The organism is Nocardioides sp. dk884 (assembly GCF_009557055.1).
Taxonomy (GTDB): domain Bacteria; phylum Actinomycetota; class Actinomycetes; order Propionibacteriales; family Nocardioidaceae; genus Nocardioides.
In genome coordinates this window covers 3633816-3655267 of record NZ_CP045649.1, presented here as the reverse complement: position 1 = coordinate 3655267, position 21452 = coordinate 3633816, and the positions used below count along the sequence as shown (strand labels likewise).

21 protein-coding genes and 1 tRNA gene are annotated in these 21452 nt (G+C 73.7%); 18 read left to right on the top strand and 4 right to left on the bottom strand.

The window, feature by feature from the left end; genetic code table 11:
- The first annotated feature begins 35 nt into the window (after positions 1–35).
- From GFH29_RS17455 to GFH29_RS17415, 9 genes are all read left to right on the top strand, one after another.
- The gene (locus tag GFH29_RS17455) at positions 36–1433 is read left to right on the top strand and encodes a UTP--glucose-1-phosphate uridylyltransferase (RefSeq protein ID WP_153325040.1); all 1398 of its coding nucleotides are present in this window, start codon (positions 36–38) and stop codon (positions 1431–1433) included.
- Positions 1434–1449: 16 nt separating this feature from the next.
- Positions 1450–2694 (top strand): gephyrin-like molybdotransferase Glp, encoded by a 1245-nt coding sequence (gene glp / locus GFH29_RS17450; protein ID WP_228387575.1) that lies wholly within the window; start codon positions 1450–1452, stop codon positions 2692–2694.
- Positions 2695–2731: 37 nt separating this feature from the next.
- On the top strand, positions 2732–3211 hold the full coding sequence (gene moaC, locus GFH29_RS17445; RefSeq protein ID WP_153325039.1) for a cyclic pyranopterin monophosphate synthase MoaC: 480 nt from the start codon (positions 2732–2734) through the stop codon (positions 3209–3211).
- Positions 3208–3708 carry a MogA/MoaB family molybdenum cofactor biosynthesis protein gene (locus GFH29_RS17440; protein ID WP_416224770.1) on the top strand — a complete coding sequence of 167 codons (501 nt, stop codon included), beginning with the start codon at positions 3208–3210 and terminating at the stop codon, positions 3706–3708. Before moaC ends, GFH29_RS17440 begins: the two co-directional genes overlap by 4 nt.
- A complete protein-coding gene (locus tag GFH29_RS17435) occupies positions 3705–4331 on the top strand; it encodes a GNAT family N-acetyltransferase (protein WP_153325038.1) in 627 nt (208 codons plus the stop codon). Before GFH29_RS17440 ends, GFH29_RS17435 begins: the two co-directional genes overlap by 4 nt.
- A 135-nt stretch (positions 4332–4466) precedes the next feature.
- Positions 4467–5366: a hypothetical protein gene (locus tag GFH29_RS17430; RefSeq protein WP_153325037.1), complete on the top strand. Its 900-nt coding sequence runs from the start codon at positions 4467–4469 to the stop codon at positions 5364–5366.
- 78 nt (positions 5367–5444) lie between these two features.
- Positions 5445–5517, top strand: a tRNA-Ala gene (locus GFH29_RS17425).
- A gap of 189 nt (positions 5518–5706) precedes the next feature.
- Positions 5707–5874, top strand: coding sequence for a hypothetical protein (locus GFH29_RS17420; protein ID WP_153325036.1), 168 nt, complete (start codon positions 5707–5709; stop codon positions 5872–5874).
- 117 nt (positions 5875–5991) lie between these two features.
- Complete coding sequence (locus GFH29_RS17415) at positions 5992–6237, top strand: acyl carrier protein (protein ID WP_153325035.1); 246 nt, start codon at positions 5992–5994, stop codon at positions 6235–6237.
- 104 nt (positions 6238–6341) lie between these two features.
- Here the strand turns inward: GFH29_RS17415 and GFH29_RS17410 are convergent, their stop codons facing one another.
- On the bottom strand, positions 6342–6938 hold the full coding sequence (locus GFH29_RS17410) for a TetR/AcrR family transcriptional regulator (protein ID WP_153325034.1): 597 nt from the start codon (positions 6936–6938) through the stop codon (positions 6342–6344).
- 74 nt (positions 6939–7012) lie between these two features.
- Here GFH29_RS17410 and GFH29_RS17405 point away from each other — a divergent pair, with 74 nt between their 5' ends.
- Entirely contained in the window at positions 7013–8386 is a 1374-nt protein-coding gene (locus GFH29_RS17405) for a cytochrome P450 (protein ID WP_228387574.1), read from the top strand.
- A gap of 212 nt (positions 8387–8598) precedes the next feature.
- Complete coding sequence (locus tag GFH29_RS17400; RefSeq protein WP_153325033.1) at positions 8599–10728, top strand: DEAD/DEAH box helicase; 2130 nt, start codon at positions 8599–8601, stop codon at positions 10726–10728.
- A gap of 21 nt (positions 10729–10749) precedes the next feature.
- Here the strand turns inward: GFH29_RS17400 and GFH29_RS17395 are convergent, their stop codons facing one another.
- The 3 genes from GFH29_RS17395 to GFH29_RS17385 are packed head-to-tail and all read right to left on the bottom strand — an operon-like array spanning position 10750 to position 13747.
- Positions 10750–11175 carry a pyridoxamine 5'-phosphate oxidase family protein gene (locus GFH29_RS17395; RefSeq protein ID WP_153325032.1) on the bottom strand — a complete coding sequence of 142 codons (426 nt, stop codon included), beginning with the start codon at positions 11173–11175 and terminating at the stop codon, positions 10750–10752.
- 21 nt (positions 11176–11196) lie between these two features.
- Positions 11197–12036 (bottom strand): tryptophan-rich sensory protein, encoded by an 840-nt coding sequence (locus GFH29_RS17390; protein WP_194288983.1) that lies wholly within the window; start codon positions 12034–12036, stop codon positions 11197–11199.
- 22 nt (positions 12037–12058) lie between these two features.
- The gene (locus tag GFH29_RS17385; RefSeq protein ID WP_228387573.1) at positions 12059–13747 is read right to left on the bottom strand and encodes a dolichyl-phosphate-mannose--protein mannosyltransferase; all 1689 of its coding nucleotides are present in this window, start codon (positions 13745–13747) and stop codon (positions 12059–12061) included.
- A 73-nt stretch (positions 13748–13820) separates the two neighbouring features.
- Between GFH29_RS17385 and rsmI the strand changes: the two genes are divergently transcribed.
- From rsmI to GFH29_RS17350, 7 genes are all read left to right on the top strand, one after another.
- On the top strand, positions 13821–14663 hold the full coding sequence (gene rsmI / locus GFH29_RS17380; protein ID WP_153325030.1) for a 16S rRNA (cytidine(1402)-2'-O)-methyltransferase: 843 nt from the start codon (positions 13821–13823) through the stop codon (positions 14661–14663).
- On the top strand, positions 14660–15493 hold the full coding sequence (locus tag GFH29_RS17375; protein ID WP_153325029.1) for an alpha/beta fold hydrolase: 834 nt from the start codon (positions 14660–14662) through the stop codon (positions 15491–15493). The genes rsmI and GFH29_RS17375 overlap by 4 nt, the downstream gene beginning before the upstream one ends.
- Positions 15490–16329 (top strand): TatD family hydrolase, encoded by an 840-nt coding sequence (locus tag GFH29_RS17370; protein WP_153325028.1) that lies wholly within the window; start codon positions 15490–15492, stop codon positions 16327–16329. The genes GFH29_RS17375 and GFH29_RS17370 overlap by 4 nt, the downstream gene beginning before the upstream one ends.
- Before the next feature lie 287 nt (positions 16330–16616).
- Positions 16617–17780 (top strand): transglycosylase family protein, encoded by a 1164-nt coding sequence (locus GFH29_RS20880; RefSeq protein WP_194289562.1) that lies wholly within the window; start codon positions 16617–16619, stop codon positions 17778–17780.
- A 62-nt stretch (positions 17781–17842) separates the two neighbouring features.
- Entirely contained in the window at positions 17843–18727 is an 885-nt protein-coding gene (gene rsmA / locus GFH29_RS17360) for a 16S rRNA (adenine(1518)-N(6)/adenine(1519)-N(6))-dimethyltransferase RsmA (protein ID WP_153325026.1), read from the top strand.
- Complete coding sequence (locus GFH29_RS17355; RefSeq protein WP_153325025.1) at positions 18724–19647, top strand: 4-(cytidine 5'-diphospho)-2-C-methyl-D-erythritol kinase; 924 nt, start codon at positions 18724–18726, stop codon at positions 19645–19647. The genes rsmA and GFH29_RS17355 overlap by 4 nt, the downstream gene beginning before the upstream one ends.
- Positions 19644–21452 (top strand): ABC-F family ATP-binding cassette domain-containing protein, encoded by a 1809-nt coding sequence (locus GFH29_RS17350; RefSeq protein WP_153325024.1) that lies wholly within the window; start codon positions 19644–19646, stop codon positions 21450–21452. Before GFH29_RS17355 ends, GFH29_RS17350 begins: the two co-directional genes overlap by 4 nt.

Genomic DNA, 21452 nt, shown 5'->3' with positions numbered 1-21452 from the left:
GTGGCTCGGGCACACCGCGAGCCTACGATCGGCTCATGGGTAGTGCAGGCCTGACACAGGCGCGCGAGAAGATGATGGCCGCCGGAGTGGACGAGGTGGCGATCGAGACGTTCGCCCACTACTACCGGCTGCTCGAGCACGGCGAGACCGGGATGATCCCCGAGTCGACCATCGAGCCGGTCGACATGGAGGCTCTCGCGGACGTCGAGGTCCCCGACGACGTCGCCGCCGAGGCGGTGCGACACACCGCGGTGATCAAGCTCAACGGCGGTCTCGGGACCTCGATGGGCATGGACCGCGCCAAGTCCCTGCTGTGCGTGCGCCGCGGGCTGTCGTTCCTCGACATCATCGCGCGCCAGGTGCTCCACCTGCGCCAGCAGTACGACGCGACGCTGCCGCTGATCTTCATGAACAGCTTCCGCACCTCCGCCGACACCATGGCCGCGCTGGCGCGCTACGAGGACCTCCCGGTCGAGGGCCTGCCGCTGGAGTTCCTGCAGAACAAGGAGCCCAAGCTCCTCACCAAGGACCTGACCCCTGTCAGCTGGCCGGCCGACCGCGACCTCGAGTGGTGCCCGCCCGGGCACGGTGACATCTACACCGCGCTGCGCGGCACCGGTCTGCTCGAGCGGCTGATCGAGGCGGGCTACCGCTACGTCTTCGTCTCCAACTCCGACAACCTCGGCGCAGTACCCGAGGCCAGGGTCGCGGGCTGGTTCGCCCAGAGCGGCGCGCCGTTCGCGATCGAGGCGGTACGTCGTACTCCCTCCGACCGCAAGGGCGGCCACTTCGCGCGACGCCTCAGCGACGGCCGGATCGTGCTGCGCGAGAGCGCCCAGACCCTCGACGCCGACAAGGACGCGCTCGCCGACCTCGGCCGGCACCGCTTCTGCTCGACCAACAACCTGTGGTTCGACCTGCACGCCATGCAGCGGACCCTCGACGAGCGCTCCGGCATCCTGGGGCTCCCGATGATCCGCAACGTCAAGACCGTCGACCCCGGCGACTCCTCGAGCCCCGAGGTGGTCCAGATCGAGACCGCGATGGGTGCCGCGATCGAGGTGTTCGAGGGATCCCGGCTGATCGAGGTGGGTCGCGACCGGTTCATCCCGGTGAAGACCACCAACGACCTGCTCGTGCTCCGCTCGGACGTCTACGACATCGGCGAGGACTTCGTGCTCGACCAGTCCGCCGCGCAGGTGCCGTTCATCGACCTCGACACCGGCTTCTTCAAGCTGGTCGGCGAGTTCGACAAGCGCTTCCCCGAGGGTGCGCCGTCCCTGCGCCGCGCCAGCGCGTTCCGCGTCGACGGCGACATCACCTTCGGCAAGGGCGTCGAGGTGGTCGGCGACGTCGCGCTGAAGGCCGAGAACGCGCGCCGCGTCGACCCCGGCACGGTCCTCGCGGCGGAGAGCCCGGCCGCGGGTGAGTGACCCCGTGAGTGAGCCCGTGAGCGACCAGAACACGTCCAACCACCTGGTCAGCGTCGAGCAGCACCTCGACCGGGTGCTGCGCGACCTGCGCCCGCTGCCGGACCACCCGCAGCCGCTGATGGACGCACTCGGGCTGGCCTGCGCCGAGGACGTCGTCGCCGAGGTGGCGCTGCCGTCGTTCGACAACTCCGCGATGGACGGGTACGCCGTGGTCCACCGCGACGTCGCCAGCGCCAGCGCCGACGCGCCCGTGCACCTGCCGGTGGTCGGGGAGATCGGGGCCGGCAACGCCCAGCTGCTCGCGCTCTCGCCCGGGACCGCGGCCAAGATCATGACCGGCGCCCCGGTGCCGGCCGGCGCCGACGCGGTCGTGCCCTACGAGTGGACCGACCGTGGCGTCGCCCAGGTCCGCATCGACCGTGCCCCCGTCCGTGGCCAGCACGTCCGCCCGGCCGGGGAGGACGTCTCGATCGGCGACCTCGTCGTCGAGCACGGCACCGTCCTCGGCCCCCGTCACCTCGGGCTGCTGGCCTCGCTGGGTCGCGCCACCGTGCGCTCGCGCCCTCGGCCCCGCGTGGTGGTGCTCTCCACCGGCTCCGAGCTGCGCGACCCCGGCACGCCGCTGGGTCACGACTCGATCTACGACGGCAACTCCTTCCTGCTCGCGGCGGCCGCGCGTCGTGCCGGGGCGCTGGCCTACCGGGTCGGGATCGTCCCCGACGAGCCGGCGGCGTTCCTCGAGGCGCTGCACGACCAGCTGGTGCGCGCCGACGTCGTGGTCACCTCCGGCGGGGTCTCCCAGGGCGACTTCGACGTGGTCAAGGAGGCGCTCGCCCCGGCCGGCGTCTGGTTCGGCGGCGTCGCGATGCAGCCGGGCAAGCCGCAGGGCTTCGGCTTCGTCGGTGAGGACCGCACCCCGATCTTCACGCTGCCGGGCAACCCGGTCTCCTCCTACGTCTCCTTCCAGCTCTTCGTGCTGCCCGCGCTGCGCCGGCTGATGGGCATCGAGCCGCCGGTGCGGCCCACCGTCCCGGCCCGGCTGACGCGGTCGGTCGCCTCGCCCGCGGGCAAGCGGCAGTTCCTGCGCGCGGAGTACGTCGTGGAGAGCAGCGGGGCGAGTGTCGCGCCGGTCGGCGGCGCGGGCTCGCACATGATCGGCGAGCTGGCCTCGGCCAACGCCCTCATCGTCGTACCCGAGGACACCACCACCATCTCCGCCGGCGAGCGGGTCGACGTCCTGCCGCTGGACACCGAGCTCTGACCCTCGGCGGACCCCCGCCTCGTCCACTGGAGGACCCATGACCGACCGCCCGCAGCTGACCCACGTGGACGAGAGCGGCGCGGCGCGCATGGTCGACGTCTCCGGCAAGGAGGTCACCGCGCGCTCGGCGTCCGCCTCCGGGCGGGTGCTCGTGTCCGCCGACGTGGTCGCGCTGCTGCGCGGCGAGGGCGTGCCGAAGGGCGACGCGCTCGGGGTCGCGCGGGTCGCGGGGATCATGGCCGCGAAGCAGACGCCGGCCCTGGTGCCGCTGTGCCATCCGCTGGCGATCTCCGGGGTCACCGTCGACCTCGACGTCGAGGACGACGCGGTCGCGATCCGCGCCACCGTGCGCACCACCGACCGCACCGGGGTCGAGATGGAGGCGCTCACCGCCGTCTCGGTCGCGGCGCTCACGGTCGTCGACATGGTCAAGGCGGTCGACAAGGGTGCGGTGATCACCGACATCCGGGTGGAGACCAAGTCCGGCGGTCGGTCCGGCGACTGGAGCCGCGCGTGAGCGGGGCGCCAGATGAGCCGCACGGGCTGCCCGCGGCCGTCGTCGTCGCCTCCAACCGGGCCGCGGCCGGCGTCTATGAGGACACCACCGGGCCGCTGATCCGCGACGCGCTGTGCCGTCTCGGGTTCACCGTCGGGGAGCCCGCGGTGGTGCCCGACGGAGAGCCGGTGGGTACGGCGATCCGTGCGGCCGTCGACGCCGGGGCCCGGGTCGTGCTGACCACGGGTGGCACCGGCCTCACGCCCACCGACCGGACCCCCGAGGTGACCCGCGCGCTGCTGGACCGTGAGGTGCCGGGCATCGCCGAGGCGATCCGCGCCCACGGGGTCGCCCAGGGGGTGCCCACCGCGGTGCTCTCCCGCGGCCTCGCGGGGGTCGTCGGGCGGTGCCTGGTGGTCAATCTGCCCGGGTCGCGTGGCGGGGTGAAGGACGGGCTCGCGGTGCTCGAGCCGGTGCTGGTGCACGCGGTCGAGCAGGTCGTCGGGAGCGACCATTGAGCGGGGCCCGGGTCTCACCGTCGGCCGGCGTCGCCTGGCCGGTGCGGCTGAGCTCCGGGCCGGTGCTGCTGCGCCCGCTGTCGCTGCGTGACCGCGACGCCTGGCGCGAGGTCCGCTCGCGCAACGCCGCGTGGCTGGTGCGGTGGGACGCCACCGTGCCGCCGGGCGCCGACTCGCGCCCCACGTCGTACCGCGCCCTGGTGCGCGCGCTGCACCGCCAGGCGCGGCAGGGCACGACGTACCCCTTCGCGATCGAGGTCGACGAGCGCTTCGTGGGGCAGGTGACGGTCAACAACGTGGTGCGCGGCTCGGCGCAGTTCGCCTCGATCGGCTACTGGCTGGACCAGGACGTCGCCGGGCGCGGGATCATGCCACGCGCGGTCGCGATGGTGATCGACCACTGCTTCGGGCCGCTGGGGCTGCACCGCATCGAGGTCGCGATCCGCCCGGAGAACTCCAACTCCCTGCGGGTGGTGGAGAAGCTCGGGCTGGCCGAGTACGGCCTCGCGCCGCGCTACCTCCACATCGACGGCGACTGGCGTGACCACCGGCTCTACGCGATCACCCGCGAGGAGTGCCGGGGCTCGATGCTGGAGCGGCTCGAGGGCCCGGAACGCTCCTGAACGGTGCCCGGCCGTCCGGTGGGCGAGACGGGGGCCGAGAAAAGTGGTCTGGTCACACGGGCCACACCAGTTGTTTTGCGACACACCTGCCGAACTGCGGGAGTCGGTGCGGCGGCGCTCATAGGCTCTTGAACCGTGAACCCGAGCGCACTCATCTTCCTCGCCCTGGCCGTGGCGTGGGCGGTCTATCTCGTCCCCAAGGCGCTCAAGCACCACGACGAGGCGGTGCGCAGCCGCTCGGTGGAGCGGTTCTCCGACACGATGCGGGTGCTGGCGCGCCGGGAGCCCGTCGACCGTGGCTCCCGCACCGTGCTCACCCCGGGCCGGGCTCCCTCGGCGCCGGTCGTGCAGACCAAGCCCTCGGGGCCCTCGGTGCCCTCGGTGCCCTCGGCTCCCTCGGCTCCCTCGGCCGGGGTGCCCGCGCCGGGGCCCGTCGTACTCACTCCCGCGCAGCGGCGTGCGCGCCGCGAGGCGGCCAACCGCGCTGCGGCCCGTCGTCGCCGCGTGCTGGTCGCGATCCTCGGCGCCAACGCCGTCGTCATCGGGCTCGCGTCGTTCTCGGTGCTCTCGTGGTGGTGGGTCGCCGCTCCGGTCGCCGTGCTCGTCGCCTGGCTGGTGGCGTGCCGGCTGATGGTGCGCCAGGAGCGCGGCCTCTCCGCCCGTGTCGCGCGCCCCGCGGCTCCCGCTCCGGCCGCAGACGAGTCGCCGGTCGAGGCCGAGCAGGCGCCCGCGACGCCCGCGGCCGAGGAGTCCGACGCGCCCGGTGAGAGCACCGAGGAGTTCAGCGTCGTCACGGTCGCCCCCGACACCGAGTCGGGCCTGTGGGACCCCGTGCCGGTCACCCTCCCGACGTACGTCTCCAAGCCGGCGGCGGCGCGCCGCTCGGTGCGCACCATCGACCTCGACGACACCGGCGTGTGGACCTCGGGCCGCACCGACGCCGACAGCCAGATCGCCCGCGAAGCGGCGGACGCCGAGCGTGCCGAGCGCGCGGCGCGCACCGAGGGCGACGACCAGCGGGCCTTCGGGTCCTGATCCGCCTCGCGCGTCGGGCCGATTGGCTGGCCCGGGGGAGCGGGTGCTAACGTTTCGCCCGCGTCGTCACGACGCGATGGGGCTGTGGCGCAGTTGGTAGCGCGTCTCGTTCGCAATGAGAAGGTCAGGGGTTCGAATCCCCTCAGCTCCACCGAAGACACGAACGGCCGGCGAGGATCTCGCCGGCCGTTCGTGCGTTCCGGCCCGCGCAACCGCCGGGCGTCACCCGGGTGGGTGAGATCGTCCGGAGTGCCAACGGGGGACAAGGCAGCTGGTCCCCACCAGCGGGGATCCGTTGGTACGACGTCGAGAGACGTCCCTGTCTGAATGCGAGACGACGATGCTGACCCTGAGTGTCATTCTGGCCGCCCTCGCCCTCGCGGCGTTCGTCACCCACGTGCTCATCCCGTCCTGGCAACAGGACGCGGAGCGCCGAGCCGGCGGGCTGCACGCCGGACGCCGCCTGCAGGACGCCGACCGGACGCCGCGCGACGGGTTCGCGCGGTGACGCAGGGAGCCCGGCTCCCGGGTCTGGCTCGCGACCCGCTCGCATAGGCGCTGAGACCGGGGATACCGAGGCGTTCCACATCCGGGTCCACACGGATCGACTGGAAGGAGCGACACGATGGCAACAGGTGAAACCGGTTTCGACGACGTGGTCTTCGACCTCATCTCGATGCAGTACCACTCGCTCAAGGCGGGTCACGACTACGGGCAGTACGTGCGCGACGCCGAGAACGCCGGCAAGACCGAGATCGCGGAGTTCTTCCGCCAGGTCATGGCCGAGGACTCCGCGCGGGCGCATCGCTGCCACGAGTTCCTGCGTGATCTGGGCGGGGTGGACGTGACCTCTCCCCAGGGAGCCGACTGAGCGGTCCGTGTGAGCGGTAGTCCGCCACACAGGGGTCGTGAATCTGCTGATTCGCGACCGCTGTGTGTCGGACTATCTCCCCCCCCGCCGTGGACGGACCGCGGTCAGTCGGCGCCGAGCAGGGACAGCGCGGCGAGGATCGCGGTGTCGCGCAGCTGACGTACGTCGTCGCCGTCCTCGGCCGCCCGGGCGACGAGCTCGCGCAGGCCGCCGATGAGCACGAGGGCGAGCGGGGCGCGGGCGGCGAACAGCTCGCCGGCGCCCGCCTCCTCGGCCACCCGGGCGATCAGGGAGGCGAAGGAGTCGTTGGCCATCCGGGTGAGCTCGCGCCCCGCGGCGCCGAGTGCCGGGACCTCCCGGATCCAGGCCAGGGTCAGCCCCGGGTCGGCCGCGACCTCCTCCACCCAGGCGCTCACGGCCTGGATGACCTGCTCGGTCAGCGGCAGCGAGGGGTCGATCGCCGCCTCGATGCTGGCGACGGTCTGGGTGTTGCGGTCCTGCAGCAGCGCGACCAGGCACGCGTCGCGGTCGGCGAAGTGCTGGTAGAAGGTGCGCCGCGAGGTGCGGGCGCGGCGTACGACCTCGGACACGGTGACCTCGGAGAACGGGTTGTCCCGCAGCGCCTCGGCCATGGCGGCGAGCAGGCGGGCGCGGTGCTCGCCCGGCGGAGCGGAGGCGGGTGCGTGGTCAGCGTGGGTCATCGGGGACTCCTTGCTGTGTCGGGTCCTCCGTCGTACGGTAGTTGGTACGGCGACGTACCGACTGGGAGGCGCTCGTGGGACCGACTCTGGCACAGGCCCGCCCGCGCCTCGACCGAGGACGGGCGGCGGTGCGGTGGGGCCTGGGCCATGCGCTGCCCCGCGCGGCGATGACGCTGGCGGCTCGTCGCGGCGACCTGCACGCCCGGCTGGTGGTGCGCAGCGGTGCGGGTGGCGAGGAGTTCTGGAGCATCGCCGAGGAGGTACGCCGCGCCGGGCCGCTGACCCGCAGCCGCTTCGCCCACGTCACCTCCTCCCACGCGGTGGTGCGCGAGGCGCTCGGCAGCCCCGACCTGCGCTCCGGGGTCGCGGTCGCGCCCGCCCGCGGACCGCTCGCCCACCTCGCCGCCTGGGGGTACGCCGACGCGCCGCTCGGCCCGCTGTCGCCGCCCTCGCTGCTGGTCACCGAGCCGCCGGACCACACCCGCTACCGCAAGCTGGTCACCCGGGTCTTCTCCGCGCGCGCCGTGCAGGACCTCACCGAGCGGACCCGCGCGATCGCCGAGCGGCTCGCCGACGACCTCGAGCGGCGCGCCCGCACCGAGCCGACCCTCGACCTGGTCCCGGCGTACTGCGCGCTGCTGCCGGTCACGGTGATCGCCGAGATCCTCGGCGTGCCCGAGCGCGAGCGCGAGGTGGTGCTGCGCCTCGGCAGCGCCGCCGCCCCGAGCCTGGACCTGGGGCTGTCCTGGTCGCGCTTCCACGCCGTCGAGGCCGCGCTGCGCGACTTCGAGCGGTGGCTGACCCACCACCTCGAGCAGGTACGCCGCGCGCCGGGGGAGGACCTGCTCAGCCAGCTGGTGGCCGCGCAGCACGACGACGGCAGCGGCGGCCTCACCGACACCGAGCTGCGCTCCACCGCCGGGCTGGTGCTCGCGGCCGGCTTCGAGACCACCGTCAACCTGCTCGGCAACGGCGTCGCGCTGCTGGCCGCCCACCCCGAGCAACGCGAGCTGCTGCGCGCGCAGCCCGAGCGCTGGCCCGACGCCGTCGAGGAGGTGCTGCGCCTGGACCCGCCGGTGCTGCTCACCGGCCGGGTCGCGGCCCGCGACACCGTGCTCGCCGGGGTGGAGGTGCCGGCCGGGTCGGTGATCACCGTGCTGCTGGCGGCCGCCAACCGCGACCCCGAGGTGTTCGAGGACCCCGCGCGCTTCGACGTGACCCGGGCCAACGCCCGCGAGCACGTCTCGTTCTCCTCCGGGCGCCACTACTGCCTGGGTGCGGCGCTCGCCCGGATGGAGGGCCAGGTGGGCCTGGAGACGCTCACCCGGCGCTTCCCCGCGCTGACCGTGGAGAGCGGGGTCAGGCGCCCGACCCGGATCCTGCGCGGCTACGACCAGCTCCGGGTCTCCCCGCGAGCCGGTTGTGCTCCGGAGGTGGCAGCGCGCTAGCATCGGTGCCAAGCACCAACTCCCGGGACTCGCCGTCCCCTGGTCCGCGTCCTGTCGGATCCACGCGCACGGCCCCCGGGAAACCGCATCACGATCGCCGGGCGATCGGCCCGCGACTTCGTCGTACGACGCCAGACGAGGGGCCCGGCGTGCACCACGTGCGGGGTGCCGCACGCTCCGACCGGGGCGGAAGGCAGTCCAGAGGAGGACCCTTGGCCCGAGGAGGCCAGCGCCAGTCCGGCGCTACGCGCACCGCACCGCGAGCCCGTCGTCGTCAGCGAGAGCTGGACAACGAGGGGCTCATCCCCGTGCTGGCGCGCGCCGTGCGCGAGGTCGAGACCGGGGTGCAGCGCAAGGCGGTGCGTCCCTCGACCCGGACCAAGTTCCAGGTCGTGGCCCTGCTGGTGCGCGAGGAACGGACCCGGGTCAAGAACGACACCGAGCTCAGCGAGGGCCGCCGCGCCGAGGAGCTCAAGCGCCTCGACGGCATCGGCACCATCCTGGCCAAGACCGCCGCCCGCGACCCCTCCCTGCTCGCGCTGCTCGCCGAGGACGCCAAGGTCACCGAGGAGGCCCGCGAGCTGCGCCGCGAGATGGTGCTGGCCGCCGGCCTCGAGCCGGTCGTCGAGGAGGAGCCCGAGCCCGAGGCGGCCGCCTCGCCGTTCGCCCACCCCGAGCGCCAGGTCGTCCCGCAGTCGGTGATCGCGCGCAAGCTGGCCAACCCGTTCCTCGCCCCCGACTTCTCCTTCGCCGACCGCAACGGCCACCCGCGCCGCCTCGCCGGCTGGGAGCTGCTCGGCCCGCTGTTCCGCTCCTTCGAGCAGGCCGGGCCGAGTGCCTGCATGCCGCTGCCCGAGGAGAGCGCCGTACGCGCCCCGCAGGGTCTGGAGCTGATGCCGCACCAGGCGCGCGTGATCGCCGCGGCCGCTGCCGGGCACCGCACCTTCCTGCTCGCCGACGAGCCCGGCCTGGGCAAGACCGCGCAGGCGCTGATGGCCGCGCACGCCGCCGACGCCTACCCGCTGCTGGTCGTCGTCCCCAACGTCGTCAAGACCAACTGGGCCCGCGAGGCGCACCTGTGGACGCCGGGGCGCACCGCCACCGTCATCCACGGCGACGGCCACGACGTCGACGGCTTCGCCGACATCGTCGTGATCAACTACGAGATCCTCGACCGCCACGTCGGCTGGCTGAGCGACTTCGGGTTCCGCGGGATGGTCGTCGACGAGGCGCACTTCATCAAGAACAAGTCCTCCCAGCGCTCCCAGCACGTGCTCCACATCGCCGACCGGATCCGCGAGCGGATCGCCTCACCGCTGATGATGGCGCTCACCGGTACGCCGCTGATCAACGACATCGAGGACTTCCGCGCGATCTGGCAGTTCCTCGGCTGGATCGACGACGTCAAGCCGCTCGGCGCGCTGATGGAGGCCCTCGAGGACACCGGCCTGACCCCGGCCGAGCCGGCGTTCTATCCCGCCGCCCGCGGCTGCGTGGTCAACATGGGCATCGTGCGCCGCCGCAAGATCGACGTCGCCAAGGACATCCCCGCCCGCCGGGTCGCCGACCTGCCGGTCGAGCTCGACGACGAGGCCGGCCGGTCGATCCGGGCCGCCGAGCGCGAGCTGGCCCGCCGCCTCGTGGAGCGCTACCTCTCCGCCCTGGAGGTGCGCGGCCAGTCCTACGACGGCATCGACGAGGAGCTCGTACGCCGCGTCGCGACGTGGGAGCGCGAGGACACCGTGTCGGCCAAGGACGGCGAGAACGTCTTCAGCATGATGCGGCGCATCGGCCAGGCGAAGGCCGGCCTCGCGGCCGACTACGCCGCGCAGCTGGCGCGCAGCGTCGGCAAGGTCGTGTTCTTCGCCAAGCACGTCGACGTCATGGACGCCGCGGAGGAGACCTTCGCCCGCCGCGGGCTGAAGTACTCCTCGATCCGCGGCGACCAGACCCCGAAGGCGCGCCAGAAGGCGATCGACGCGTTCGTCGAGGACCCCGAGGTCGCGATCGTCGTCTGCTCGCTCAGCGCGGCCGGTGTCGGGCTGAACCTGCAGGTGGCCTCCAACCTGGTGCTGGCCGAGCTGTCGTGGACCGACGCCGAGCAGACCCAGGCGATCGACCGGATCCACCGCATCGGCCAGGAGGAGCCGGTCACCGCGTGGCGCATCATCGCCGCGCAGACGATCGACACCCGGATCGCGGAGCTCATCGACTCCAAGGCCGGCCTCGCCGCCCGCGCGCTCGACGGCTCCGATGAGGAGATCGGCGGCTCCGCGGACGTCCAGCTCGAGGCGCTCGTCAGCCTGCTCACCGACGCCCTGCGCCAGCGCTTCGGCGGCTGACCCCCGCCCCCGCTGCGGGGGTCAGCGGGGTCCGACGAGGGCGGGGCCGAACACGAAGCGGTCCACCTCGAGGCGCAGCGCGACGCGGTGCGGGTTGGGGCGGGGGGAGCGGTAGCGCGCGGTGTAGCGCTCGATCGCCCGGGCGACGGAGTGCTCGTCGTCGCAGACCGTGGCGGTGCCCTCCAGGGTCGACCAGCGGGGCCCGTCGACGGCGCACGCCGCCACCGGGGCGTGCGGCCCGGCGGCGCGTAGGTGGGCGACCTTGCGCGAGCCCTCGCTGGTGATCACCCAGGCGCACTTCTGCTCCAGGTCCAAGGCGACCCCCACCGGTACGACGTGGGGCCGGCCGTCGGGGCGCAGCGTCGTGAGCGTGCAGACGTGGTACTCGGTCCAGAAGCCGAGCACCGGTGCGGGGATCGCGTCCCAGCCGGGGCGGAAGGTCGTCATCGCGTCAGTATCCGGGGCGGGTCAGCGCGCGGCCGACATCGACGTGCCTGTGCGCACCCGGCGCCCGCCTCCGCTGCGCTCGCGCGGCCCGCTCGGCAGCACCGCGGCGGCGAGCAGCAGCACCACCGCGCAGACACCGGCCGCCGCGGCCGTGGGCAGCGACTCGGGGGTCTCGGCGGTGCGCCCGACGGCCACCCACGCCAGCCCCCAGGCGCTGGCCAGCGCGACCGCCCAGCGGGCGCCGTAGCGCCAGAAGAACCCCACCTCGAGCGTGGTCAGCAGGGCCAGCAGCGCGATCGTGCCGACCACCGCGATCGTGTCCGCGGAGGAGACGTCCCAGCGCGAGTCGCCGACCGCCGCGGCGGCGTTGGCGCAGGTGGCCACCGCCACCCAGCCGAGGTAGAGCCCGAACGTCGCGTCCACGGCCAGCCGGTCCACCCAGCCCTCGGCGCGGTGCCGGGCCAGGCGGCGTACCAGCTCGAAGAGGACGGCGAGCAGCACCACGATCACCGCGACGCTGAGCCAGACCAGGTCGGCCTGGGTGATGAGCAGCCAGGTCGCGTTGAGCACCATCGAGGCGGCCGCCAGCCACCCGGTCGCGCGGGCCCGGGCGTCGGTGGCGTTGCCGGGCAGCAGCTGCCAGATCGTGTACGCCGCCAGCCCGACGTAGATCACCGACCAGATCGAGAACGCCGTGCCGGCGGGCGCCACCAGGGTGGCGTCCGCGGAGAGCGCACCCCCGGCCGTCTCGGCGACCGGGGTGCCGATCACGCCGGTGCCGACCAGGGTGCCGACGACGCAGAACACCTCCGCGAGCACGACGACGAGCTGGCGGACGCGGTCGGTGCGGGTGGGGGCCATGGCCCGCTGTACCCCGACGCGCTCAGATCCAGCGCTCGAACCAGATCCGGTCCAGCCATTCGCCGTGGGTGAGCAGGCCGTGGGTGAACAGCGGCCAGAACCACGCGAAGTTCAGCAGCGCCAGCACCACGAACGCCCCCGACACGATCACCCCGGCCGTACGCCGCGGGGTGGGCGCCCGCGAGGGCCCGATCATCCGGCCCATCGCCAGGGTCAGCGCGAGCACCACGAACGGCAGCGTGAGGACCGCGTAGAAGGAGAAGATCGGCCGGTCGTCGTAGAGCAGCCACGGCAGCCAGGTCGAGGCGGTGCCGACCACCGCGACGCCGAAGCGCCAGTCCCGCGCGCCGACCCAGGCGAGGAGCGCGAAGGCGAGCGCGAGCAGCCCGCCCCACCAGATCACCGGGGTGCCGATCAGCAGCACCTGGCGCAGGCAGTCGCTGTCCGGCGCCGCGTCGCAGCCGCGGGTGCCGGGCTCGATGCCGGTGTCCGCGGAGACCCCGACCGGGCGGTTGAGCAGCAGCCAGCCCACCGGCTTGGAGGCGTAGGTGTGCTCGGAGTCGTTGAGGAAGTGGGTGTGGAAGGTGTAGACGTCGCGGTGGTAGTGCCACAGCGAGCGCAGCGACTGGACCACCTCGCCGAGCCCGTCGGCATCCGGCTCCTCGGCGGTCGGCCAGGTGGCGTCGCCCTCGGAGACCGCGCGGTCGCCCTCCATGTGGCTGTAGCGGGTGTACTGCGTGGAGGAGAGGTGCTCCTCGTACTCGTCGGCGTGCACCAGCCAGCCGGTCCAGGTCGCGGTGTAGACGACGCCGGCGAGCACGACCAGGTAGCCGAACGCCGGCAGGCCGTCGGTCAGCGCCGCGCGCAGCACCGGGCGTCGTACGCCGAGGGTGCGCCGGGCGCCCGCGCTCCACAGCCAGCACAGCAGCCCGAACGCCGCCAGCGGGTACAGCGCCGTCCACTTGACGCCGATCGCCAGGCCCCACGCCACCCCGCCGGCGAGCAGCCACGGGCGCCACAGCAGCGCCCGCACCGGCCCCCAGCCGTGGGTGACCTGGTCAGGGACCAGTCGGGCGAGGCGGGCCCGGGACCAGTCGCGGTCGTTGACGATGCACGCCACGCCGCACAGCGTGAACAGGGCCAGGAAGATGTCGAGCAGCGCCAGGCGGGAGAGCACGAAGTGCAGCCCGTCCAGGCTGAGCAGCAGCCCGGCCACGCAGCCGAGCAGGGTGGATCCGGTCATCCGGCGCACCAGGCGACACATGACCAGCACCATCAGCGCGCCCGCGACGGCGGCCGAGACCCGCCAGCCGAACGGGTTCATCCCGAAGGCCCACTCGCCGAGCGCGATCAGCCACTTGCCCACGTCGGGGTGCACGATCATCGACGGGTCGTCGGTCCACAGCCCGGTCGTGGTGCCGTCGAGGATCTGCTCGTCGGCGTCGTCGACATAGCTGCGCACGTAGCCGTGGTGGAGCAGCGACCACGCGTCCTTGGCGTAGTAGGTCTCGTCGAAGGCGAACTCGCGCGGCGTGCCGAGGTGCCACAGCCGCAGCACCAGGGCCAGCAGCGCGACCCCGAGCGGGGCCACCCAGCCGACCAGCGGGTCGCGGCCGGTCAGTCGTCCGCGCATCCGGACCCAGGCCGAGGGGCGCGCCTCGACGGGGACCCGGGGCGGGCCGGCGGGGGCGACCGGGCGGGTGGACGTCACGGGCACGAACAATACGGGCGCACCGGGCCGGGCTGGCCCCTGCTGGGCCGATCCGTGCTGACATGATCGAGCCATGACTGGCGTGCTCGTCCTGGCCGCGACTCCGATCGGGCAGGTCGGCGACGCTCCGCCCCGGCTGACCCAGGAGCTGACGACGGCGGACGTGATCGCCGCGGAGGACACCCGGCGCTTCAAGCGGCTCACCACCGACCTCGGGGTCACCGTGACCGCACGCGTGGTGTCCTACTTCGAGGGCAACGAGTCCGCGCGCACCCCGGTGCTGCTCGAGGCGCTGCTCGCCGGCGAGCGGGTGCTGCTGGTGACCGACGCCGGGATGCCGAGCGTGTCGGACCCCGGCTACCGCCTCGTCGCCGCCGCGGTCGAGCACGACGTACGGGTCACCGCGGTGCCCGGCCCGTCCGCGGTGCTGACCGCGCTCGCGGTGAGCGGGCTGCCGGTGGACCGGTTCTGCTTCGAGGGCTTCTTGCCGCGCAAGGCCGGCGAGCGCGCCCGCCGCCTCGCCGGGCTGGCCCGCGAGGAGCGCACGATGGTCTTCTTCGAGGCCCCGCACCGCACCGAGGCCGCGCTGGCGGCGATGGCGGAGGCGTTCGGGGAGGACCGGCCCGGGGCGGTGTGCCGCGAGCTGACCAAGACCCACGAGGAGGTACGCCGCGGCCCGCTGGGCGAGCTCGTGGCCTGGGCCGCCGACGGGGTACGGGGAGAGGTGACCGTGGTGGTCTCCGGGGCGGAGCCCGGGAGCACGATCGGGACCGATCCCGAGAGCCTGCGCGCCGCGGTCGCCGAGCGTGAGGAGGACGGGATGACACGCAAGGAGGCGATCGCGGAGGTCGCGAAGGTGGCCGGGGTGCCCAAGCGCGAGGTCTACGACCTCGTGCACCGGGGGAGCGGGGCATGAGCGCCCGGCTGACCTCCTTCGAGCGCGACGGGCTGGTCTTCGACGTCCGCGACGAGGGCCCGCTCGACGGTGACCCGGTGGTCCTGCTGCACGGGTTCCCCGAGCGCGCCACCAGCTGGCGCCGCGTCGAGCCGCTGCTCGCCGAGCACGGCCTGCGCACCTACGCCCCCGACCAGCGCGGCTACTCCCCGGGCGCGCGCCCGTCGGGGCGGCACGCCTATCGCACCGGCGAGCTGGTCGCCGACATCGTGGCGCTGGTGGACCGCATCGGCGCGCCGGTGCACCTGGTCGGCCACGACTGGGGCGCCGCCGTCGGCTGGGGGCTGGTGATGACCCGCCCCGACCTGGTGCGCACCTGGACGGCCGTCTCGGTGCCGCACACGGGTGCGTTCATGTCCTCGATGCTGACCTCCACCCAGGGCCTGCACTCGACCTACATGGGCTTCTTCCAGGTGCCGGTGGTCCCCGAGCTGCTCGCCCGGCGCGGGCTGTTCGAGCCCTGGCTGCGGCGCGCGGGGATGGGCGACGACGACGTGGCCCGGTTCCGCACCGAGGTGCTGGAGTACGGCGCCCTGCCCGGCGGGCTGGCCTGGTACCGCGCGCTGCCGTTCGCCCTCGGCGGCGCTGCCGGGCGCAAGGTCACCGTGCCGACCACGATGGTGTGGAGCGACGGTGACGTCGCGATCACCCGGGCCCCGGTGGAGGCGACGTCGGCGTGGGTCGACGCGCCGTACGAGCTGGTCGTGCTCGAGGGCGTCTCGCACTGGATCCCGACCCACGCGCCGCGCGCCCTCGCCGACGCCGTGCTGGCCCGCACCGGGGCGGCATGAGCGGGCGCCCTCCGGTGCCGGAGCCGCTGCCGCACCCGGTCGTCGACAACCACTGCCACCTCGACATCGCCCGCGGCGAGGAACCGGCGCTGCCGGTGGCCGAGGCACTGGCGGCCGCCGCCGAGGTCGGGGTCACCCGGATCGTGCAGATCGGCTGCGACCTGCCCGGGGCCCGGTGGGCGGTCGAGGCCGCCGCGACGTACGACGCGGTGGTCGCGGGCGTCGCGCTGCACCCCAACGAGGCGCCGCGGCTGGCGGCGACCCCGGGAGGCCTGGACGCGGCGATGGCCGAGATCGAGGAGCTGGCCGGCGCGCACCCGAAGGTCCGCGCGGTGGGGGAGACCGGTCTCGACCACTTCCGCACCGGCGAGGACGGCCGGGCCGCCCAGGTCGAGTCGTTCCGTCGCCACATCGACCTGGCCAAGCGGCTCGACAAGACCCTGGTGATCCACGACCGCGACGCCCACCAGGAGGTGCTGGCGGTGTTGGAGGAGGACGGCGCCCCGCCGCGGTGGGTGATGCACTGCTTCTCCGGCGACGCCGACTTCGCGCGCGCCTGCCTGGACCGCGGGGCCTACCTCTCCTTCGCCGGCACCGTCACCTTCCGCAACGCCCAGCCGCTGCGGGATGCGCTCGCGGTCACGCCGCAGGACCGGGTGCTGGTCGAGACCGACGCGCCGTACCTCACCCCGCACCCGCATCGCGGCGCCACCAACGCGTCCTACCTCGTCCCGCTCACGATGCGCCTGATGGCCGAGGTGCGCGGCGAGGACCTCGGCGAGCTCTGTGCGGCCGTCGACGCCAACACCGAGCGGGCCTTCGGGGGCGGCTGGTAGCGGGGCCCGAACCTGCACTCCGCACCCCCGGAAATCGGCCCTCGGCGAGCACGAGACCCTGCCCACACCTCCACAACATGTGGGACGAGGGTTTGCAATCGGCCCGAGATCTTGTTGCAGTAGACGACTTGTAGGCCGGGATCGGGTCGATCAGACCAGTGCACCGCGGCCGGCCAGGGCCCCCATCACGGCCGCCAGCCGCCCTCAGCACGACCTCAGCACTGGTGAGCGCGAGCGTGTGCTCGCACTGACACCCGAGGCCCGGAGAGCACGACCTATGGAGAATCGTGGCTTCCACGCTGTCCACCCGCGCCCGTCTGGGCCGTCTCACCCGTAGCCGAGCCGTCCTCGGCGTCCTGGCGACGGTCGTCGTCCTGGCGGTCGCCGGCACCACCCTCGGCTACAGCGCTCTCACGACCACGGTGACCCTGTCCCTCGACGGCGAGTCCCGCGAGGTCCGGGCGATGGGCGGCACCGTCGGCGACGTCCTGGAGTCCGAGGGGATCGAGGTCGGCAAGCACGACATCGTCGCCCCGGGCATCGAGGAGGAGGTCTCCGACGGCTCGAAGATCTCGGTCCGCTTCGGCCGCCCCCTCGAGGTCACCGTCGACGGCGAGACCCAGACCTACTGGGTGACCTCCACCGAGGTCGACGACGCGCTGGGAGAGATCGGGCGATCCTTCGCCGCCGCCCGGCTCTCCACCAGCCGTGGCGCGCTGATCAGCCGCGACGGCCTCGAGCTCGACGTGGTCACCCCCAAGAAGCTCACCTTCGCCATCGGCGCCCGCAAGCCGGTGACCAAGCAGGTCACCGTCCTCACCGTGCGCGAGGCGCTCGCCGCCATGGACGTCAAGGTCGGCAAGCTCGACATCGTCAAGCCCGGCCTGAAGACCAAGGTGGAGGACGGCGACAAGATCGTCCTCACCGACATCCGCAAGGACACCCGCGTCGTCAAGGGTGAGCGCATCGACTTCTCGACCGAGGAGCGCGAGGACGCCTCGATCTACGAGGGCGAGGAGGAGGTCGAGCGCGAGGGCCGCGCGGGCAGCCGCGACGTCACCTACCGCCTCACCTACCGCAACGGCGAGATCGTCGACCGCGAGGTCGTGAAGCAGACCGTCACCGCCAAGCCCGTCTCGCGCATCGTGCTGGTCGGCACCAAGGAGAAGCCCGAGCCGGCCCCCGCCGCGCCCGCGGCCAACTACGCCGGTGGCGACACCGTGTGGGACCGCCTGGCGCAGTGCGAGTCCGGCGGCAACTGGGCCACCAACACCGGCAACGGCTACTACGGCGGCCTGCAGTTCAGCGCCGCCACCTGGGCCTCCGTCGGCGGCACCGGCCTGCCGCACCAGCACAGCCGCGAGGAGCAGATCAAGCGCGGGCAGATCCTGCAGTCGCGTGCCGGCTGGGGCCAGTGGCCGCACTGCTCCTCCCAGCTCGGCCTGCGCTGAGCACCGCCCAGCAGGCCGCCTCGACTGCGGGAACCGGGCCCACGCTGACTACGCTGGCGCCTATGTCTGACACCTCCGCCGGTCCGAAGCTCCTCGGACCGGCGGAGGTGCGTCAGCTCGCGGCCGAGCTCGACCTGCGCCCCACCAAGCAGCGCGGTCAGAACTTCGTGATCGACGCCAACACCGTGCGCCGCATCGTGCGCGAGTCCGGGGTGGGCTCCGGCGACGTCGTGGTCGAGGTCGGGCCGGGTCTCGGCTCGCTCACCCTGGCGCTGCTCGAGGTCGCCGGCCGGGTCACCGCCATCGAGCTGGACCCGGTGCTCGCCGCCCGGCTGCCGCAGACCATCGCCGAGCACGCACCCGCCCAGGCCGACCGCTTCGAGCTGGTCCTCGGCGACGCGATGCGGGTCACCGAGGTCCCGGGCCCCGCACCGACGGCCCTGGTCGCGAACCTGCCCTACAACGTCTCGGTGCCGGTGCTGCTGCACCTGCTCGAGCTGCTGCCGAGCCTCGAGCGCGGCCTGGTGATGGTGCAGGCCGAGGTCGCCGACCGGCTGGCCGCCCGCCCCGGCTCCAAGGTGTACGGCGTCCCGTCGGTCAAGGCTGCCTGGTACGCCGACGTGCGCCGCGCCGGCTCGATCGGGCGCAACGTCTTCTGGCCGGCTCCCAACGTCGACTCCGGGCTGGTCGCCTGGACCCGCCGGGAGCCGCCGACCACCACTGCGACGCGCGAGGAGGTCTTCGCCGTCATCGACGCCGCGTTCGCCCAGCGCCGCAAGGCCCTGCGCGGCGTGCTGAAGCCGCTCGCCGGCTCCGCTGCGGTCCTCGACGCCGCGCTCACCAGCGCCGGCATCGACCCGTTGGCCCGCGGCGAGTCGCTGCGCATCGAGCAGTTCGTCGCCCTCACCGAGGGCATCGTCGCCGCGCGCCGCGAGGAGCGCGGATGAGCGAGCGCACCGTCCGTGCCCCCGCGAAGATCAACCTGCACCTCGGCGTCGGTGCCCCGCGCGAGGACGGCTTCCACCCGCTGGTGACCGTCTACCAGGCCGTGGGCCTGCACGACGACGTCACCGTGCGCGCGGCGGACGACTGGTCGGTCGAGGTGGCGGTCGCCGACTGGATGGCCGGCGTCGAGCTGCCGTCGGTGGCCGACAACATCGTCACCCGCGCCGCCGACCTGCTCGCCGCGCACCACGGCGTACCGCGTCGCGGGGCGGCGTACGTCGCCAAGGCGATCCCGGTCGCCGGCGGGATGGCCGGCGGCTCCGCGGACGCCGCGGCCGCGCTCGTCGCGCTGGACCGGCTCTGGGGCACCGAGACCGCCGACGAGGACCTGCTGCGCCTGGCCGCCGAGCTCGGCAGCGACGTCCCGTTCGCCCTGGTCGGCGGCACCGCGCTGGGCACCGGACGCGGCGAGGTCGTCGAGCGGGTCACCGACGCCGGCACCTGGTGGTGGGTCGCGGTGCCCTCCGCTGAGGGACTGTCCACCCCGGCGGTCTACCGCCACTTCGACGCGATGTTCCCCGACGCCGACCCCGAGCCGCGCGGCGCCGACGCGCTGCTGGCCGCACTGGCCGCCGGCGACGTCGACGCGTTGGCCGCGGCCCTGCACAACGACCTCCAGGCCCCCGCCCTGGACCTGCGCCCCGAGCTCGGCGACCTGGTCGCCCGCGGCGAGGAGGCCGGCGCGCTGCGCGGCCTGCTCTCCGGCTCGGGCCCCACCTGCCTGTTCCTCTGCCGCGACGGCGACCACGCCCGCGAGGTCGCCGCGGCCCTCGACGCCGGCGATCCCGGCGACCCCCCGCACCCGACCGTCCTCGTCGCCAACGGCGCGGTCTCGGGAGCCCACCTCGTGGAGTACGCGTGAGCACCGCCCCGAACAACCTGATCAACCTCGAGCGCGTCTCGAAGTCCTACGGCGTCCGCCCGTTGCTGAGCGAGGTCTCCCTCGGCATCGGCGCCGGTGAGCGGATCGGCATCGTCGGCCGCAACGGCGACGGCAAGACCACGCTGCTCGAGGTGATGACCGGCATCGAGGAACCCGACAGCGGCCGGGTCTCGCGCACCCGCGGGCTGCTGATCGGCTACCTGCACCAGGGCGACGAGCTCTCCGACGAGCACACCGTGCGCGAGGCCGTGCTCGCCGGGCTCGCCGACCACGAGTGGGCCGCCGACCCGCGCACCCGCGAGGTCGTGGAGGTGCTGCTGGCCGGGATCGACCTGGACCGGCCGGTCGTGGGTCTCTCCGGCGGCGAGCGGCGCCGGTGCTCGCTGGCCGCGCTGCTGATCGGCGAGCACGACCTGCTGGTGCTCGACGAGCCCACCAACCACCTCGACGTCGAGGCGGTCGCCTGGCTGGCCGCCCACGTCGCCGCCCGGCCCTCCGCGCTCGTCGTGGTCACCCACGACCGCTGGTTCCTCGACGCGGTGTGCCAGTGGACCTGGGAGGTCCACGACGGCGCCGTGGACGCCTACGAGGGCGGGTACGCCGCGTTCGTGCTCGCCAAGGCCGAGCGCCAGCGCCAGTCCGCGGCCTCCGAGGTACGCCGGCAGAACCTGGTCCGCAAGGAGCTGGCCTGGCTGCGCCGCGGCGCCCCCGCGCGCACCTCGAAGCCGAAGTTCCGCATCGACGCCGCGAACGCGCTGATCGAGGACGTGCCGCCGCCGCGCGACCGGCTCGAGCTGCAGAAGTTCGCCACCCAGCGACTCGGCAAGGACGTGCTCGACGTCGAGGACGTCGACCTGTTCCGCGGCGAGCGCCAGCTGCTGCACCACGCGACCTGGCGCATCGGCCCCGGCGACCGGATCGGCATCGTCGGCGTCAACGGCGCCGGCAAGACCTCGCTGCTCTCGCTGCTGTCCGGGGACCTGGAGCCCAGCGCCGGCAAGGTGAAGACCGGGCGCACCGTGGCGCTGCGCCACCTGACCCAGCAGCTCGACAACCTCGACCCGACCGCTCGGGTGCTGCCCACCGTGGAGCGGGTGCGCCAGCTGACCCGCACCACCGACGGCGGCGAGATCACCGCGACCTCGATGCTGGAGCGCTTCGGGTTCACCGGCGACCGGCTCACCGCGCGCATCGGGGACCTCTCCGGTGGCGAGCGGCGCCGCTTCCAGCTGCTCATGCTGCTGCTCGACGAGCCCAACGTGCTGCTCCTCGACGAGCCCACCAACGACCTCGACATCGACACCCTCAACGTGCTCGAGGACTTCCTCGACCGCTGGCCCGGCACCCTGATCGTGGTCTCTCACGACCGGTACTTCCTGGAGCGGGTCACCGACTCGATCTGGGCGCTGCTCGGCGACGGCACCGTCTCGATGCTGCCGCGCGGGGTGGAGGAGTACCTCGAGCGCCGCGAGGCCTCGCTGGCCGCCGAGGACGCCGCCCTCGCAGCGGCGGCCGCGGCCCCCGCCGTACCGACCGCGGCGGGGTCCTCCCCGAAGGCGCGCTCCGGCTCGGCCGAGGAGCGGACGGCGCGCAAGGCGCTGGCGCGGGTGGAGAAGCGGCTGGCGAAGATCGCGGAGCAGGAGACCGTGCTCGAGGAGAAGATGGCAGCCAACCTCGAGGACTACGCGCTGCTCGCCGACCTCGGCAAGCAGATGTCGGCGCTCGCGGCGGAGAAGGACACCCTCGAGCTGGAGTGGCTCGAGGCGTCCGAGCAGCTCGGCTGA